This is a genomic window from Paenibacillus sp. S29, assembly GCF_049319765.1.
GTDB lineage: Bacteria > Bacillota > Bacilli > Paenibacillales > Paenibacillaceae > Paenibacillus > Paenibacillus polymyxa_B.
Map to the genome: position 1 here is coordinate 15,384 of NZ_JBMOUI010000014.1, position 17,594 is coordinate 32,977.

Genomic DNA, 17,594 nt, shown 5'->3' on the forward strand with positions numbered 1-17,594 from the left:
TATGAAAGAAAGGTGAACAGGATTGCTTCATTCGCAGTACAGATGGAAGACCCCAGAGGCTAACCTGGAAGCGGCTCAGCTGTTGACAGAAGAGTTGGGGATTTCACCATTGTTGTCCCGGCTTTTAGTGAACCGGGGCGTCACTACCGCCGGGGAAGCAAACCGCTTTTTGTACGGAAGTGTGGACGATGTACACGACCCTTTTTTGCTTCTTGGTATGAAAGAGGCCGTACCGAGAATTCGCCAGGCTCTGGAACGTGGTGAGCATATATTAATCTATGGCGATTATGATGCGGACGGCGTGTCCAGTACATCATTGATGATTCAGCTCATGCGTTTTCTCAAGGCTTCTTATGATATTTATATTCCCCATCGTTCTAATGAGGGATATGGTCTGCATAACCATGCCCTTGATTGGGCTCATCAGCAGGGAGTTACGCTGGTCATTACGGTAGATACGGGAATTAGTGCAGTCGAGCAAATTGCTTATGCAACTTCCTTGGGGATAGATGTTATTGTGACGGATCATCATGAGCCGCCTGCTGTACTTCCCGAGGCATATACTTTGATTAATCCAAAGCTACCCGGTTGCCCATACCCATTTAAAGGTCTTGCAGGTGTTGGTGTTGCCCTGAAGCTCGCTCAGGCGCTGTTGGGTGAGGTGCCAGAGGAATGGTTTGAAATCGCTGCTATCGGCACGGTAGCCGATCTGATGCCACTACATGGTGAAAATCGGACGTTGGTACGCAGAGGGATTCAATCCATGAGAAACTCTGCATTTCCGGGTATCCGTGCGTTGCTCCATGTAGCGGGCGTGGATATATCTACAGTGACTTCAGTCAACATCGCATTTGCATTGGCTCCGCGGATTAATGCCAGCGGGCGCCTGGATCATGCGGGACGAGCAGTTTCTCTGCTGACGACAGAAAAAGAGGAAGAAGCAGACCAACTTGCGCATGCGCTGGACCTGCTCAATCGTGAGCGTCAACAGGTGGTCGAACGTATTGTGGAGCAAGCCGAGCAACAATTAGCATCCAAACTGAATGGAGGCAAGCTACCGTCAGTTATTGTGTTGGCTGGTGAAGGCTGGAATGTCGGCGTTGTCGGAATTGTGGCATCCAAGCTATTGGATCGCTATTATCGACCGACCATTATTCTTGGTATAGATGCTGAGACAGGCACGTGCAAAGGTTCTGCCCGGTCTATTCCTGCATTGGATATTTACAGTGCTCTTACGGACGCCCATGAGCTTATGGAGCATTTTGGTGGTCATCCTTCGGCTGCGGGTATGACGCTTTCCCGTGACAATCTGAAGTTGTTTGAAGAGCAGCTGAACCGCTATGCGGGTTCCATTCTGACACCAGAAGATCTCATTCCTGTAGCTGAAGCTGATATGGTCTGTCGTTTGGACGAGGTATCTTTGCAAGTGGTTGAAGAACTGGAATTGCTTCAGCCTTTTGGTATGGGGAATCCTTCTCCACGATTCGTATTACAGGGTCTGCAATTGCGCGAGGCTCGTAAAATGGGACGTGAGAAAAATCATGTGAAGCTCCTGCTGGAGCAGAACGGTATATCGCTGGACGCGATTGCCTTCCGTCGTGGCGATTTGGCTGATTTTTTACAGCAACAAACGGAGATAGATCTGCTGGGTGAATTGTCAATTAACGAATGGAACGGTAGACGGTCTCTTCAGCTAATGATGCAGGACATTCGAGTGCAGGCGCCACAAATTTTTGATTATCGTGGAGCGTCGGACCCTTTTGCCGAATTAGAGCGGGGACTGAAGATTTTTCATCCACGTATTGAGGAAAGAAAGAAAGACGTTGCGGTGTTGATTCATCCGTCATCCAGGCTTCGTCCATCGAGCTCCGTGGACGCTGAATCCTTATGGTTATACGATAAAGATGGCAGCGTTATTCCCAGTGATGGTCAAAGAGATGCACAGCACTCTGTAAAGTCGCTGTTCGTACTGGAGCCGCCGGATACACCGGATCAGTTTCAGGCATTATGGTCTACCTTTGAGAATGTAGAGAACGTATTTCTCCTTCATTCGGTCAGTGAGCGTGGCGGTCGACTCGTAAGCCCCGACAGAGAGCTGTTCAAGCGCATTTACGTTGTGCTTTCCCGAATGGGAACACAGCCTATTGATGAAAAGGCAATGCTGCCTGCTCTTAGCCGACAGTGTTCCTGTTCAGTACGCATGTTATCCAAAGTATTGGACATCTTCGAAGAGCTTGAGTTTATGACGCGTACAGATGGTCAATTCCGTTTTGTATCCAATCCGCCTAAGCGGGATTTAACCGCTTCTCCACGCTATCAGGAATTGTATAATATGGCTGAAATGGAGAAGTATTTGCTGGATGCGGACACTACCCAGATGACGAGCTGGATTATGTCGCTTATGAAGGGTGCGTCTTGAGATACTATTTCGCAATTTATGTTGTAAAATGTATATACTAATTTGAAGTTACAGTAGGAGGAACTAAGTTGGACTACAAAGAATATATTCGGGTGATTTCCGATTTTCCACAACCAGGGATTAGTTTTAAGGACATTACGACCCTGATGAAAAATGGTGAACTGTACCGCAAGGCTATCAACGATATGAAGGAACTGGTATCGGATTTGAAAATTGATTTGATTGCAGGGCCAGAGGCACGTGGGTTCGTTATTGGTGCTCCTTTGGCTTATGCGCTTGGTGTTGGTTTTATTCCCATCCGTAAAAGTGGCAAGCTCCCTGGGGAAACCATTGAGGAAGCATACGGTTTGGAGTATGGTAAAGATACACTGGCGATGCATAAGGATGCTATAGAGCCAGGCCAAAATGTTCTGATTGCTGATGACCTGCTGGCTACAGGTGGAACCATCGCTACATCCGTGAACTTGGTACGCCAGCTTGGTGGCAATGTAGCAGGGGCTGCTTTTCTTATTGAGCTATCTGATCTAAACGGTCGGGCGAAACTGCCTGATGTAGATGTATTCACTCTGATTACGTATTAAGTATTTCGAAACCTGGGTTTCCCGGGAAATAATTATGAACGGATCGCCTAAATAGTCCGATGGAACATCTCTTTATCTAAAGAGTTGCTCCATCGGACTATTTTGTTTAGCAGTGTTTTAAGTTTGGGCTTTGTTTAATTGGTTCAAACTACCAGCCACTTTGTTGGAGATATTTAATAATTTTTTTAAAAATTGTCGATGAAGAAAAAGAGTAGAGGTGGCCATAAGGAGCATAGAGGTCATGCTGATTTCAATCAGTTTTTTGTCCTTATTTTTTTGCTAAGCAGAAGCTAGATAAGGAAATAAGTCAAAAATGCTGCTCGTTGCATATCGAGGGTTAAAAAGGATATTGCAACTAACGTGGAGGGGGCGCTCTGGAGAAGGATGAAGGATTATCTATTAAAAAAAGGCCGTGCATAAAAAAAACGCCGCTCCATGAGATATGGATCTTTACACGCTTGTCTATACAGCCTAAGCGTATTGATCCGTGACCTCATGGAGCGGCGTTCTAAAGTTTAAGAACAGATATCAATCTGGTGTTTTCTCGGTTAAAGGTTCCTGCGATTTATCGTTGGACCAGCCGAGCACGTCAATCAGCTTGAAGAATAAGCTGAGGATGATGCCGATGATTGTAGCCAATGCCATACCTTTCAAGGTTACAGCGCCCCAAGTGAGCGTAGTACCGCTGATTCCGACAACAAGCACGATGGTCGCAAGCAGCATGTTGGTTGGCTTGGCGAAATCAACCTTTTGCTCAACGAAGATTCTTAGACCGGAGGCAGCGATGACACCGAATAATAGTAAGGATACGCCACCCATAACTGGAGCTGGAATATTAGAAACAATCGCTGAGAACGTGCCTGAGAAGGACAATAGGATGGCAATGACAGCCGCTCCGCCAATGACCCACACAGAGTACACTTTTGTTAATGCCATGACACCAATATTTTCACCATAAGTCGTGTTAGGTGTAGAACCCACAAAACCGGAAATGACGGTGGAGATACCGTTACCTAGCAGAGAGCGATGGAGACCAGGATCTTTGGACAGCTCGCGCCCGACAATGTTGCTAGTCACAAGCAAGTGACCAATATGCTCTACGATGACGACCAGAGCAACAGGAAGAATCGTCAGCATAGCAGAGGTATTAAAAACGGGAGTGGTAATTGCAGGATGTCCGAAAAAAGGAGCGTCTGCTATGGCTTGTGTATTGACCATGCCCATAAAATAAGCAAGCACATAGCCCACTACGATACCAATCAGAATGTGAATGATTTTGGCAAAGCCGCGAAACAATACCGCACCCAGAACAGTGACCCCGAGTGTAACGAGCGAAAGAGTAATCGTTTTGGGATCTGGAGTCCAGGCCTTAGTAGGATCGGCATTGATAATGCCTGCCATACCTGCTGCAACCGGAACCAGTTCCAGACCGATTAAGGCTACGATGGAGCCCATAACAGCTGGAGGAAAAACGACGTCCAGCCAACGGGTTCCGGCATATTTGATCACCAGTGCGACGAGGCAGAAAATAATACCTGTAACGATGAAAGCACCGAGGGCCATAGCATAGCCGTTGCCGCCGGGATTGTTTTTAAGCACAAGACTGACGGGAGCGATAAAAGCGAAGCTGGAGCCGAGATAGGCGGGAATTTTGCCGCGGCAGATCCATATGTACAACAATGTGCCGATACCGTTCATTAGCAAAATCATGCCGGGATCGACGCCGAAAATATTCGGCACCAGCACAGTGCTACCAAACATGGCAAACAAATGCTGTACGCTGAGCAGGAACCCAGGTCCTGCCGGTAGCTTTTCATTAACTTGAATTTCGCGTTGCAACGCAGTTCACTCCTTAGTTCTTTCAATTATTCTTATATACATTAATTACTTTTCGTAATTTTTTCAATATAATTCGTTTCATTTCGTCAACAATCCTGATTTTACTTACCATGTGTGACAGAATAATGCGACAATGCCAAACCTGTAATAGTTGACGTGTGACGTGCTAACCGTCATAATTGTAGGAAATCACTTTTAAAAGGGAACCTTTGCGCGACATTGATCGGCGGGTTCCATTTTGCATAGAAAGGACACGGAATAGAGCAGAATGGGGATAGAGCAATTACTTAAAAAGGCCGGGGCCTATACCAGAGAAGCAGATCTTATCCGCATCAGGGACGCCTATGATTTTGCCGAGCAGGCCCATTCCGGCCAGACTCGTAAGTCCGGTGAACCTTATATTCTGCATCCGCTTGCGGTTGCTGATATCGTCGTTAATATGCAGATGGATACCATCTCCATTATCGCCGCTCTTTTACATGACGTTGTGGAGGATACAACGGTGTCTTTGGCGCAGATTCGCGAGCATTTTGGCGATACATGTGCGATGCTTGTCGATGGTCTGACGAAGCTGGAGCGTATTCAGTTCCGTTCCAAGGAAGAACAACAGAACGAAAATTATCGAAAAATGTTTATTGCTATGGCGCAGGACATTCGTGTCATCGTCATTAAGTTAGCAGATCGTCTGCATAACATGCGTACTTTGAAATATCAGTCAGAGGAAAGCCAGCGTCGGATTGCTTATGAAACGTTAGAGATTTTCTGTCCGGTTGCAAACCGACTGGGTATTTCAGCCATTAAATGGGAAATGGAAGATATTGCTTTACGCTATCTGAATCCTCAGCAGTATTATCGCATCGCTAATTTGATGCATAAAAAGCGGGCAGAGCGGGAGCAGTTTATTGATAATGTCATACAGCGTATCAGAGAAAAGCTGGAAGAGATGGGTATTCAGGCTGACCTGTCTGGACGCCCTAAACATATTTACAGTGTGTTTAAAAAAATGACGACGAAGAACAAGCAATTCAATGAAATATATGATTTGCTGGCGATTCGAATTATTGTGGATAACATTAAAGACTGTTACGCCACACTGGGGATTATCCATACGTTGTGGAAGCCGATGCCGGGGCGGTTTAAGGATTATATCGCTATGCCTAAGGCCAATATGTATCAGTCCCTTCATACGACAGTAGTAGGTCCCAACGGGGAGCCTACCGAGGTACAAATTCGCACAGTGGATATGCACCGTACCGCTGAATTCGGGATTGCGGCCCATTGGGCCTATAAAGAAGGCAACGGAGCAAATAACACTAACTTTGAGGATAAAATCACCTTTTTTCGAGAAATTCTGGAGCTGCAAAATGAAGCGAAGGATGCGTCGGAATTTGTGGAATCGCTCAAAATGGACTTTTTCTCAGACCTTGTGTTTGTGTTTACTCCTAAGGGAGAGGTCATTGAGTTGCCGGCCGGATCCGTTCCGCTGGACTTTGCTTTCCGTATTCATACCGAAGTTGGCAATCGAACGATTGGCTCTAAGGTAAATGGAAGAATCGTACCTTTGGATTATCGGCTTAAAACCGGTGATATTGTCGAAATTATGACGTCCAAGCATTCTTATGGACCTAGTCAGGACTGGCTCAAAATTGCTCAGTCCTCTCACGCGCGCAGTAAAATCAAACAATGGTTCAAGAAAGAAAAGCGTGAGGAGAATGTTGAAAAAGGCCGCGAAAATCTGGAACGTGAACTGAGAAAACGTGATATCGAGCCATCGGTGTGGATGAGCGACGACAAGCTTCAGGAAGTGGCACAGAAGTTCTCTTTTAACGATTCCGAAGATATGCTGTCTGCGATTGGCTTTGGTGGTATAACCGCAGCGCAGGTCTGTACACGTTTGACAGAGAAGCTGCGTAAGGAACAAGAAGAGGCACGGTTGATCGAACTGACGACCGAGGTCAAGGAGTACAAGCCGCAGGGCGAACGGAAAAAAACACCGACCAACGGTGTCAGCGTCAGAGGCGTCGATAATTTACTCGTTCGTTTTGCACGATGTTGTAATCCCGTACCGGGAGATGACATCATTGGCTATGTAACACGTGGACGCGGCGTATCCGTTCACCGGACGGATTGCCCCAATATTCCTTCGGGTACGGGCGAAGACCAGGCACGTGTGATTGAAGTAGAGTGGGAAGAAGCAGCGGAAGTCAACTACAGTGTCGATATTGAGATTACGGGGCATGATCGCAACGGTTTGCTGAATGAAGTGCTTCAGGCCATTTCTGAGAACAAAACTAGCTTCTCGGCCGTTACAGGTCGTACAGATAAAAATAAAATGGCGATGATTCACATCACGATTCTCATTCGCAACACGGATCATTTGCATTCTGTTGTCGAACGGATCAAACGGGTGAAGGATGTATACACTGTGCATCGGATTATGCAATAACCTTATTAAGCGTACAGATAGGTTTATAGCCTTCGTAACACATCTTGGGTAGAAAGACCCATGGGTTGCTAAAAGAGCCATAATACGGCTGTGAGCACCTTTTAAAAGGGAAGGTTAAAGGAGATATCGGATAGGCGATGAAGATCATTATTCAGCGCTGTAAAGACGCTCAGGTAACGGTGAATCAAAAGGTGGTCGGCAAGATTGGAACCGGATTAATGCTGCTGGTTGGTATTGGTCAGGGAGATACTGCAGCCGATGCCGTTTATTTGGCGGATAAAACAGCGGGATTACGTATATTTGAGGATGCTGAAGGTAAAATGAATGACAGCGTTCTGGATGTCGGTGGAGCCATTTTGTCTGTCTCTCAATTTACGTTGTATGGTGACTGCCGTAAAGGGAGAAGGCCTAACTTTATGGGGGCGGCCAAACCTGAGGAAGCGGAAAAGCTGTATGATTTCTTCAACAGTCAGCTTCGAGCCAAGGGCCTGGAGGTAGAAACGGGAATTTTTGGGGCTATGATGGATGTTTCATTGACGAACTGGGGCCCAGTGACACTGATTTTGGATACCGAACGTTCGTAACTATACATTCACGGCGTGGTCTGAGTAGAATAAAATAGCTGTTTAGAGGGACCATAATGTCATCCCGATTGGTGATTAGCTAGGCGGATAGCCTAAGGGTGACAGGAGAGACGAAGCTATGCGTCAAACCCCGAAAATGGACGGGCATCGAAGCACTATGCTGCTTTTTCCCGGTAGCATGCAGGAGGCAATCAGCCTTACTCGTAATGCTGATACGTTATTACAGCATGTTGCAGCAGCCATCGACAAGCCGGGACGCGGTGCTTTGCCACGCAGGTAACATCGGGTTAAATGTAGCGTTACGTTATGAGGTGCTACCCGGAAGTAGCATAAAGAGGTCAAAAATAAAATATGTAGCATTGAATTAGTGCAGGAGCCGAAAGGCTCCTTTTTCTTTTCCGCCGCTGCGATTGTTATAAAAACAGATCAAGCGGGTAATAACAAATCGTGGTAGACAAACAAACTTAATTTTAACTTGTTTCGAGGATAACCGGAAAGGAGATCTGAACATTAATGAGTAAAATTGCATTTTTATTAGCTGACCAATTTGAAGATTCTGAAATGAAGGTACCTTATGATGAATTAAAAAAGGCTGGACATGAGGCAGATATTGTTGGGCTGAAGCAAGGTGAGAAAGTGAGCGGTAAGCAAGGTAAAGTAAGCTACACTATTGAAAAAGCCATTGCAGATGTGAAATCAAGTGACTATGATGCAGTTGTTATTCCCGGCGGATCCTCCCCGGAAAATCTGCGATTGGATGCACATGTTCTGAAATTTGTGACTGAAATTAACGAGGCCAAAAAAACGATTGGCGCTATCTGTCACGGGCCACAAATTTTGGCGAGTGCCGATTTGTTACAAGGCCGGACGATTACTGCTTATCCTCCGTTGAAAGATGACTTGATTAATGCGGGTGCTCATTTTGAGGATCGCGAGGCGGTTGTGGACGGTAACTTTATTACGTCTCGGACCCCTAAGGATGAGCCTGCCTTTGTGCGTGAGTTATTAAAAGCGTTGTAATTTGGACGTGAATATTTCCTTAGATTAATGCCAGTACAATTCCCAAACGAGGAGGATTTGATATGGCAAAACAGATTCAGGCTTATTTTCGCACAGAAGATGAAGCTGAGGGTGCCAGAGCCTCGCTTCAAGCTTATAGAACTGAACATTTGGAAGTAGGTGCTTTGGATGATGCGCTCGGTCGGGAGACGAGAGTTTTAATTCCGCTGGTCCCCTATAACAATACAGGTTCTGTGAGCACAGGAGGCTCTGCAGGTGCGGCAATCCCTGCGGCGGGTGCTTATGGCGAGAATATTCTACCAGATGCGAAGGATGACCAGATTAACTCTGGCTCAGCCCAAAGGGATCTGAATGAAGATCGGGGTGGAACAACGAATCATGACGGAGGGTTGCTTCGTGCGACAGATGTGTATATTAACGGTGATCAAGATGAATTACGGTATGTATTATCAGCAAAGGTGAATGATGCCGATTATGATGAGGTCATTTATAAGCTACGTTCCAATCGTGGATATGTATCGCAGTTGGATTAAAGCTGAGAGCGCGACACAAGAGATTGTCGATACTGGAGAAATTCAGCTACAAAAGAGTGACTGTAATACAATTGTAATATTCGAAACATCATTCCTTAATATTCGTTGTTTATAATAACAGCATGACCCCCTTTTGATATATCTTTTTGAACCTGCGGACCGTTTCCGCAGGTTTTTTCTTTTTATAAGCCTTATTTGTCCGATTATAGGGAGAATGTCTTGACTTTGTCGAAGCGGTTCATTAAAATCATAAAATAATGAAAAATGATTTGATGACGGGACCAAGTACTCCGAACCCACAAGCGCAGAGAGGAATTTCCAGGCTGTAAAAATTCCCTTGATGAGCGGATGAATGACCTCCCCGAGAACAGGCGGCGAACAATTGAGGAAACCCTACTGAAAGTACATTGCAACTGTGCCGACAGTGGATGGTCCTGCATAATAGCCGTACTGCGCGTTACGGGCGTTATACGTATGAGCGGAGTCAGTATAATGCTGACGGGCAATGAGTGATTCTTATGCTGGTTGTCTGGGTAAACTCCGGAATGTGGGTGGTACCACGGGTGATTTGTAAACGACAATCCCTCGTCCCTGTTAATGTTAACAGGACGAGGGATTTTTTGTTTTATTTGAAAGTGGAGCAATAAGAAGTGCACAATACGAAATACAACGATGGGGGGATACGTTAATGGCCTTTCAAAAACCGACGGGAACACAGGATTTGCTGCCGGGCAGTGTAGAAAAATGGCAAGTTGTCGAGGAAAAAGCCCGTGAGATTAGCCGCCGCTTTAATTACCGAGAGATTCGTACACCCATGTTCGAACAAACGAATTTGTTCGTTCGAGGTGTGGGTGAAACGACGGATGTGGTGGAAAAAGAAATGTATACTTTTGAGGATAAAGGAAAGCGCAGCATGACTTTGCGTCCGGAAGGAACAGCAGGGGTTGTCCGCTCCTATGTGGAGAACAAACTATACGGGGAGCCGGATGTAACTAAGCTGTATTATATCGGCCCGATGTTCCGGTATGAGCGTCCACAGGCTGGGCGTCAGCGCCAGTTTCACCAATTTGGAATTGAAGCATTTGGTGCGGTCGATCCGGCGTTGGATGCAGAAGTTATTGCTTTCGGGTATCAATTCTGCCGTGAACTGGGCTTGAAAGGAGTACAGGTGGAGATTAACTCCGTCGGTAATGCAGCCAGCCGGGCAGCTTATCGTCAGCATCTGGTAGACTTCTTGATGCCAATTAAGGATACGTTGACCAAGGAGAGCCAAGCACGCATTGAGCGTAATCCGCTACGAGTGCTGGATAGCAAAGATGACCAGGACAAATTTGGAGGTGCACCTTCGATTTTGGATAGCTTGGACGAGGAATCCCGCACACACTTTGAGAAAGTGAAGCAAAATTTGGATGCCATGGGCGTGGAATATACAGTTAACCCTCGCTTGGTACGGGGGCTGGATTATTATACGTTGACAGCGTTCGAATTCAAAGCCGAAGGAATTGGTGCCATAGACACGATCGGTGGAGGCGGTCGCTACAACGGATTGGTTGGGGATCTGGGCGGACCGGATCAGCCGGGCATTGGTTTTGGCATTGGACTGGAGCGAATTCAGCTGATCTTGGAGCATCAAGGTGTCAAACTGAACGAAGCCAAGCCGTTAGATATCTATATGGTAGCGTTGGGAGAAGCAGCAGAAACGGAAGTAACTAAACAACTATTCAAGTTACGTCAAGCCGGATTTTCCGCAGAACGAGATTATCTGGGGCGTAAAATGAAGGCGCAGATGAAATCAGCCGATCGCTTTAAAGCAAGGTATACTGCGATTCTGGGTGAGGATGAGCTGGTTCAGGGTGAAATTGCACTGAAAAACATGGAAACCGGCGAGCAGCGTACCGTTAAGCTGGATCAGCTGGTGGAAGAATTAGGATAAACAAAATAATGTAACATCAGTCAGGGGAAGTTTCCCTCTGGCTGTCATATAGCATTAACTACTAAACATAAACAGGAGTGTGTATTATGAAAAGGAGTCATCAATGCGGCGCATTGACTCATGCGCATATCGGAGAAACAGTTACATTGAACGGTTGGGTACAAACTCGTCGTGATTTGGGGGGCGTACTTTTTATAGACCTACGTGACCGTAGCGGAATTGTACAAATCGTGTTTAATCCGGCATATTCCGGTGACGCACTGCAAATTGCGGATCGTGTCCGTAGTGAATACGTGCTTGAGGTTACCGGTACTATTGTTAAGCGTGATGCAGAAACGATTAACCCGAACCTGCCTACAGGTGAAATTGAGGTACGCGTCACTGAAATCGAAGTATTGAATGCATCTAAAACACCTCCGTTCTTCATTGAAAATGGTGTAGAAGTGGACGAGTCTCTGCGTTTAAAATACCGTTATTTGGACCTGCGTCGTCCGGAAATGTACCAGACCTTGAAACTGCGCTCTAAAGCAGCAAAAATATTCCGTGACTTCCTGGACGGAGAAGAGTTCGTCGAGGTGGAAACACCAATTTTGACGAAAAGCTCCCCAGAGGGCGCACGTGATTATCTGGTACCTAGCCGGGTGCATGAGGGTGAGTTTTTCGCCTTGCCGCAATCGCCACAACTGTACAAGCAATTGCTGATGGTGGGTGGCCTGGAGCGCTACTACCAAATTGCACGTTGTTTCCGTGATGAAGACTTGCGTGCTGACCGCCAGCCTGAATTTACGCAGGTCGATATTGAGACCTCCTTTATGCAACAGGATGACTTGCTGCCAATGATGGAGCGTCTTATGGTGAAATTGTTCAAAGAAACAGTTGGAGTAGAACTGGAAACACCGTTCCAACGGATTACACATGCAGAGGCAATGGACAAGTATGGTTCTGACAAGCCTGACCTGCGTTTTGGTCTTGAGCTGATAAATGTTAATGATATCGTGGCAACCAGTGGTGTGAAAGTATTTGCTTCCGTAATTGAAAAGGGTGGCGAAGTTAAAGTCCTTAATGCCAAAGGATGTGGCACGTGGAGCCGTAAGGACATTGATGACCTAGGTCCTTTTGCAGCGCGTTATGGAGCAAAGGGCTTGGCTTGGATTCAAGTGAAAGAAGGCGAATTCAAGGGGCCTATCGTTAAATTCTTCACACCGGAAGAAATCGAAGCCTTGAAAGAGCGTACGGGAGCCGAAGAAGGCGATCTGTTGCTGTTCTCTGCGGATAATAAAAAAGTAGTTGCTGATGTTTTGGGCGCGCTTCGTCTGAAAATTGGCCGTCATTTGGGGCTCATCGACGATAACAAATTCAAATTTGCCTGGGTTGTAGACTTCCCGCTTCTGGGCTATGACGAAGAACAAAAACGTTATGTAGCGGAGCACCATCCGTTCACTCGTCCGAAGGAAGAAGACCTGGCCCTCTTGGACACCGATCCAGGTCAAGTTCGTGCTCAGGCCTATGATATCGTGCTGAACGGCTACGAAGTGGGTGGTGGCTCGATGCGGATTTTCAAACGTGAAGTTCAGGAAAAAATGTTCAAAGCGCTCAACCTGCCGCCTGAAGAAGTGAAGGATAAATTCGGTTACCTGCTGGATGCATTTGAATATGGTACGCCTCCACATGGTGGTATTGCCTTCGGTTTTGACCGTCTTGTCATGCTGCTTGCAGGTCGTACAAATCTGCGTGAAACTATTGCATTCCCGAAAACAGCCAGCGCGACAGACCTGCTTATGGATGCACCAGCCGAAGTGGATCAAGCTCAATTGGATCAGCTTCATATTCGTCTTGCTCCGAAGCCTGTTGCGCCTAAAGCTTAAGACGAACATTTGGCTTAGCAAGTGCCATCCATTGGCATGAGATAGCTTATAGAATGCCATGAACCCGTTACCCTCATATGGATAATGGGTTCGTGGTTTGTATGCTGGAGTTCAGGCATAGAGTTTAAATCAGTGAGGGAGGATATACCATATTGTTGCATCAATTTTCACGCACGGAACTGGCCATCGGGACGGAAGGTCTGGAGGTTATGAAAAATAGCACGGTGGCCGTGCTGGGTATTGGCGGTGTCGGTTCGATTGCAGTGGAAGCACTGGCGCGTACGGGTGTTGGACGCATCATTTTGATTGATAAAGATGTTGTAGATATCACCAATATTAATCGCCAGATTCATGCGTTGACAACGACGGTAGGTCAAAAAAAGGCTGATCTGATGGTAGAGCGTGTGAAGCTGATTAATCCTGAATGTGAAGCGATTGCACTGAACATGTTTTATACAGAAGAAACATATGAGGAACTGTTCAAGTACGAATTGGATTATGTGCTGGATGCTTCGGATACGATTATATATAAAATTCATTTGATTAAGGAATGCCTGAAACGGGGGATTCCGATGATCTCCAGTATGGGCGCTGCGAATAAAATGGATCCAAGTCGTTTTCAAGTTGCGGATATTTCCCAGACGAGAATGGACCCGATTGCCCGTGTCATCCGTACCAAGTTGCGCAAGGAAGGCATTACCAAAGGCGTCAAAGTTGTGTTCTCCGATGAGGAACCGATGAAGCCACGTGAAGAAATTACAAAAAAAATTGTACCTGCAAACGCGCCTGAAATTCGGAAGGCGAAGCAGCCGCCTGCAAGCAATGCATTTGTACCTCCTGTAGCAGGACTGATCATGGTTAGTGTAGCCGTGAAGGATTTGTTAGAACACGCTGGTGTGTAAGTTGCAAAAATAGCATGGCAGTGCATTCGTAGATTTACATCAGTATGTATTCACTTTAAGACCTGTAGTTCTGTGCATCACATCCTTTGTGTCACAGTTGCTACAGCTCTTTTTTGTTTTGAAAAAGCGCAGCTTACTGCAATCAGATTGAACAACTTGCTGGAGGGTTTTGGTATGAAGGATGGACTATGGTCCAGAAGTCTCGGTTTCAAGCCCGAGCATCATTGGAAAAAGGAATTAGCCGCTGGGGCCATTTCTTATTTTTCCGTTGTATACATTGTTATGGTTAATGCAACTATTTTGGCAGATGCCGGGATTCCCCTCCAAGGAGCGATGCTCGGGACGCTGCTGACATCGATGATCGGCTGCCTGCTTATGGCTTTTGGTGGGAAATCTCCAATGGTCGTTGTACCCGGGATGGGAATTAATGCTTTTTTCACATATACGCTCGTACATTCTATGAAGCTGAGCTGGCAGGAAGCGCTGATGGTGGTTGCCGTCACAGGGATTTTATTCGCCATTGTGGCTTTTACATCATTGTACAAGCTGATTAGCCAAGCGATTCCCCATAATTTGCAGCACGGAATTACGGTGGGCATTGGGTTGTTTTTAACCTTTATCGGATTGCAAAAAAGCGGCATCGTGATTGCTCATCAGACGACTTTTGTGGCTATTGGCCATTTTAATGATCCCAAGGTAATTACGGCTTGTGTAACGTTGCTGCTCGCTATTGTATTGTTTGTGCGTAACGTTCAGGGAGGTTTACTAATTAGCATTTTGGCGGGAACTGGCCTTGCTTATATACTAGGAGCTGTAGAGCCTACAAGCACGGTACGAACCTCTGAAACGGTGCGACAGTATGGGCAATTGTTTGGAGAGCTTTCCTTTTCAGGCATTGTCTCGGTAGCTTTCTGGATTGCTGTCTTTTTGCTCCTACTCATTGTGCTATTCGAGAATATTGGTATGATTACTGCACAAACCAACATGATTGGAAGACCGGATTTATTTAAAAACAGCTTGCGTGTGTTGGCTGTAACCAATATCTTTGCCGGTATTTTGGGTAGCAGTCCGGCGGTAGCCGCTGCGGAATCGACGGCTGGCATTGCAGCAGGGGGACGCTCGGGAATGACACCGCTGGTAACTGCTATTTTATTCGGAGCGACGTTTTTCTTTATTCCTCTGTTGGCTTATATTCCTGACAGTGCCATTGCGCCCGTGTTGATCATCATTGGGGGGCTAATGGTGCAAAATGTGCGAGAGATGGATTTCAGTGATTTTACTGAAGCGTTTCCTGCATTTCTGATCATGGTGATGATGCCCTTTACTTACAGTATTGTAGACGGGATGGCCTTTGGTTTTATTGCATACCCCGTAGCCAAGCTGGCAGCAGGACGGGGCAAGGAAGTGCCTGTTGCATTATATATCATTTCTGTACTGTTTGTGGCTAACTTTGTGCTTCATTCTCTGGTGTAGTAAACTCGAAGATAGATTGTACTGTTCATACCCGCGCAGAGCGCGGGTGTTGTTGTTTGAACAAGAATGGTCAGACAGGAAGCGAGGTTGATGGCATATGGAAAAAGAACATCATACACACCAAGATGAGCAGGAGGACCAGATGAAGGAAAAACCGGGTAAAAGACCGGATAAGGCTGGCATGGGGCGGTTTATCAAATTGATTGCGAGTGCGCATCCGCCCAAGGCAATTCTGATCATCGCCCTGATTCTGACGCTGATTCAGACCATTGCTGGTTTAATCGTACCCATGATGACCAAAGGGTTGATTGATGGCTTGACCTTTTCTTCACTAAACCGTATGGTCATTGTTGGTCTGCTTGGCGCTTTTGTGCTTCAAGCGGTGGCTTCGGCGGTTTCTATCTATATGTTGAACTATGCCGGGCATAAGATTGTGGCTAATTTGCGCAAACGTTTATGGCATAAAATCTTATCTCTACCTATCCCTTACTTTGATCGGAATCGGTCAGGAGATACGATGAGTCGCGTCACCAATGACACAAGCCTGATTATGAACTTAATTACGGAGTATCTAGTCAATCTGATTTCTAATGTGATCGCAATTATTGGTGGTATTGCATTGTTATTTTATCTGGATTGGGTGATGACGCTCATTATTATGGCCATTGTTCCGCTAACAGCCCTGATTTTATTTCCGGTAGGCAGAAAAATGTACCGCATCTCCAAAAAACAGCAGGATGAGATGGCAGATCTGACCTCAGTGTTGAGTCAGGTTATCGGCGAAATCAGACTGGTGAAGGCCTACGGAACCGAAAGCAGAGAGGCTCAGGCCGGTGAGGATCGTATTTACCGGATGTTCCGCTTCGGTTTGCAAGAGTCACGTATCCTGGCCCTTGTAGGTCCCATTTCTACCTTCTTGCTGACTGCAGTGCTGGTCATTATATTGGGTGTTGGTGGTGTTCGTGTCGCATCGGGTGTGCTGACCGCTGGGGATTTGGTGGCTTTTATTTTGCTGCTGTTTCAGGTGATCACACCGATGGCACAATTCACGACCCTGTATTCACGTCTGCAAAAGGTGGTTGGGGCTACTGAACGGATTCAGACGATTTTAGATCATGAAGAGGAACCGCTCGAGTTAAAGCAGGAAGCGGCAAAAGAGAGCAGAGATATTATACTTCGTGATGTTGCCTTTTCTTATACCGAAGGGGAAGAGGTCCTTCATAATGCGAACTTGGTCATTCCGGCTAACCGGACGACAGCATTCGTGGGACCGAGTGGAAGTGGGAAGTCCACCTTGTTTTCATTGTTGGAACGCTTTTATGTGCCAGACACAGGTGAAATTCGTTATGGAGACGAACCGATATCGTCATATACACTTTCCTCCTGGCGCTCCAAAATTGGTTATGTATCGCAGGAAAGCTCAATGATGACCGGAACGGTCAGAGATAACATTACATATGGCTTGGGGCGCGAAGCTGACTTGGAAGAAGTGAGACGAGCAGCCACGATGGCGTATGCGGATACATTTATTATGGATCTACCTCAAGGCTACAATACTGAGGTGGGAGAACGGGGAATGAAACTGTCCGGAGGGCAGCGTCAACGGATCGCTATTGCGCGTGCGCTTCTTCGTAGCCCTGACATTCTCATGCTGGATGAGGCTACATCTAGTTTGGACAGCTCATCTGAGCATGAGGTACAGAAGGCCCTAGCGAACTTGATGGAAGGACGCACGACAATTGTCATTGCTCATCGTTTGTCTACAGTGGTTCACTCCGATCAGATTATCGTGTTGGACAAGGGGAAGGTGACCGGTGCAGGAACTCATACTGAGTTATTAGAGTCCCATCAGGTGTACCGTGAGCTGGCTCAAAAGCAGTTTGTGGAGATGGGGGAGAGGAGTATGGAGCATTAGAGGCCGCTGCGCGTGTGATTTGATCCTCCGATCGCTGTTGCCTCTGAATTCCTCTCATTGTAATGAGGACAGGGGGGAATTCAG

Annotated in this window: 13 protein-coding genes; 12 read left to right on the plus strand and 1 reads right to left on the minus strand. The window is 46.5% G+C overall.

Annotated elements, in window-relative coordinates:
• The first annotated feature begins 22 nt into the window (after positions 1-22).
• Both recJ and ACL9RM_RS21020 read left to right on the plus strand, forming a co-directional pair.
• Positions 23-2,419, plus strand: a complete 2,397-nt coding sequence (gene recJ, locus ACL9RM_RS21015; protein WP_250266498.1) for a single-stranded-DNA-specific exonuclease RecJ — start codon at positions 23-25, stop codon at positions 2,417-2,419.
• A gap of 68 nt (positions 2,420-2,487) precedes the next feature.
• The gene (locus ACL9RM_RS21020) at positions 2,488-3,000 is read left to right on the plus strand and encodes an adenine phosphoribosyltransferase (protein ID WP_029514814.1); all 513 of its coding nucleotides are present in this window, start codon (positions 2,488-2,490) and stop codon (positions 2,998-3,000) included.
• A gap of 528 nt (positions 3,001-3,528) precedes the next feature.
• On the opposite strand, the gene uraA is transcribed toward ACL9RM_RS21020, so the two are convergent.
• A complete protein-coding gene (gene uraA / locus ACL9RM_RS21025; protein WP_061829372.1) occupies positions 3,529-4,839 on the minus strand; it encodes a uracil permease in 1,311 nt (436 codons plus the stop codon).
• A 268-nt stretch (positions 4,840-5,107) separates the two neighbouring features.
• On the opposite strand from uraA, the gene ACL9RM_RS21030 reads away from it, so the two are divergent.
• From ACL9RM_RS21030 to ACL9RM_RS21075, 10 genes are all read left to right on the plus strand, one after another.
• Positions 5,108-7,285, plus strand: coding sequence for a RelA/SpoT family protein (locus tag ACL9RM_RS21030; RefSeq protein WP_025720225.1), 2,178 nt, complete (start codon positions 5,108-5,110; stop codon positions 7,283-7,285).
• Positions 7,286-7,422: 137 nt separating this feature from the next.
• Positions 7,423-7,869, plus strand: a complete 447-nt coding sequence (gene dtd / locus ACL9RM_RS21035; RefSeq protein WP_023989923.1) for a D-aminoacyl-tRNA deacylase — start codon at positions 7,423-7,425, stop codon at positions 7,867-7,869.
• A gap of 118 nt (positions 7,870-7,987) precedes the next feature.
• Positions 7,988-8,149, plus strand: coding sequence for a hypothetical protein (locus tag ACL9RM_RS21040; RefSeq protein ID WP_172828268.1), 162 nt, complete (start codon positions 7,988-7,990; stop codon positions 8,147-8,149).
• 233 nt (positions 8,150-8,382) lie between these two features.
• Positions 8,383-8,889, plus strand: a complete 507-nt coding sequence (locus ACL9RM_RS21045) for a type 1 glutamine amidotransferase domain-containing protein (RefSeq protein ID WP_250266497.1) — start codon at positions 8,383-8,385, stop codon at positions 8,887-8,889.
• 62 nt (positions 8,890-8,951) lie between these two features.
• On the plus strand, positions 8,952-9,422 hold the full coding sequence (locus ACL9RM_RS21050) for a hypothetical protein (protein WP_134903561.1): 471 nt from the start codon (positions 8,952-8,954) through the stop codon (positions 9,420-9,422).
• Between the two features lie 688 nt (positions 9,423-10,110).
• Positions 10,111-11,355 (plus strand): histidine--tRNA ligase, encoded by a 1,245-nt coding sequence (gene hisS / locus ACL9RM_RS21055; RefSeq protein ID WP_023989920.1) that lies wholly within the window; start codon positions 10,111-10,113, stop codon positions 11,353-11,355.
• An 86-nt stretch (positions 11,356-11,441) separates the two neighbouring features.
• On the plus strand, positions 11,442-13,220 hold the full coding sequence (aspS, locus tag ACL9RM_RS21060; RefSeq protein WP_061829369.1) for an aspartate--tRNA ligase: 1,779 nt from the start codon (positions 11,442-11,444) through the stop codon (positions 13,218-13,220).
• A 152-nt stretch (positions 13,221-13,372) separates the two neighbouring features.
• A complete protein-coding gene (locus ACL9RM_RS21065) occupies positions 13,373-14,122 on the plus strand; it encodes a tRNA threonylcarbamoyladenosine dehydratase (RefSeq protein WP_013311554.1) in 750 nt (249 codons plus the stop codon).
• Positions 14,123-14,296: 174 nt separating this feature from the next.
• Positions 14,297-15,595 carry an NCS2 family permease gene (locus ACL9RM_RS21070; RefSeq protein WP_061829368.1) on the plus strand — a complete coding sequence of 433 codons (1,299 nt, stop codon included), beginning with the start codon at positions 14,297-14,299 and terminating at the stop codon, positions 15,593-15,595.
• A gap of 97 nt (positions 15,596-15,692) precedes the next feature.
• A complete protein-coding gene (locus tag ACL9RM_RS21075) occupies positions 15,693-17,510 on the plus strand; it encodes an ABC transporter ATP-binding protein (RefSeq protein ID WP_250260598.1) in 1,818 nt (605 codons plus the stop codon).
• The last annotated feature ends 84 nt before the right edge of the window (positions 17,511-17,594 follow it).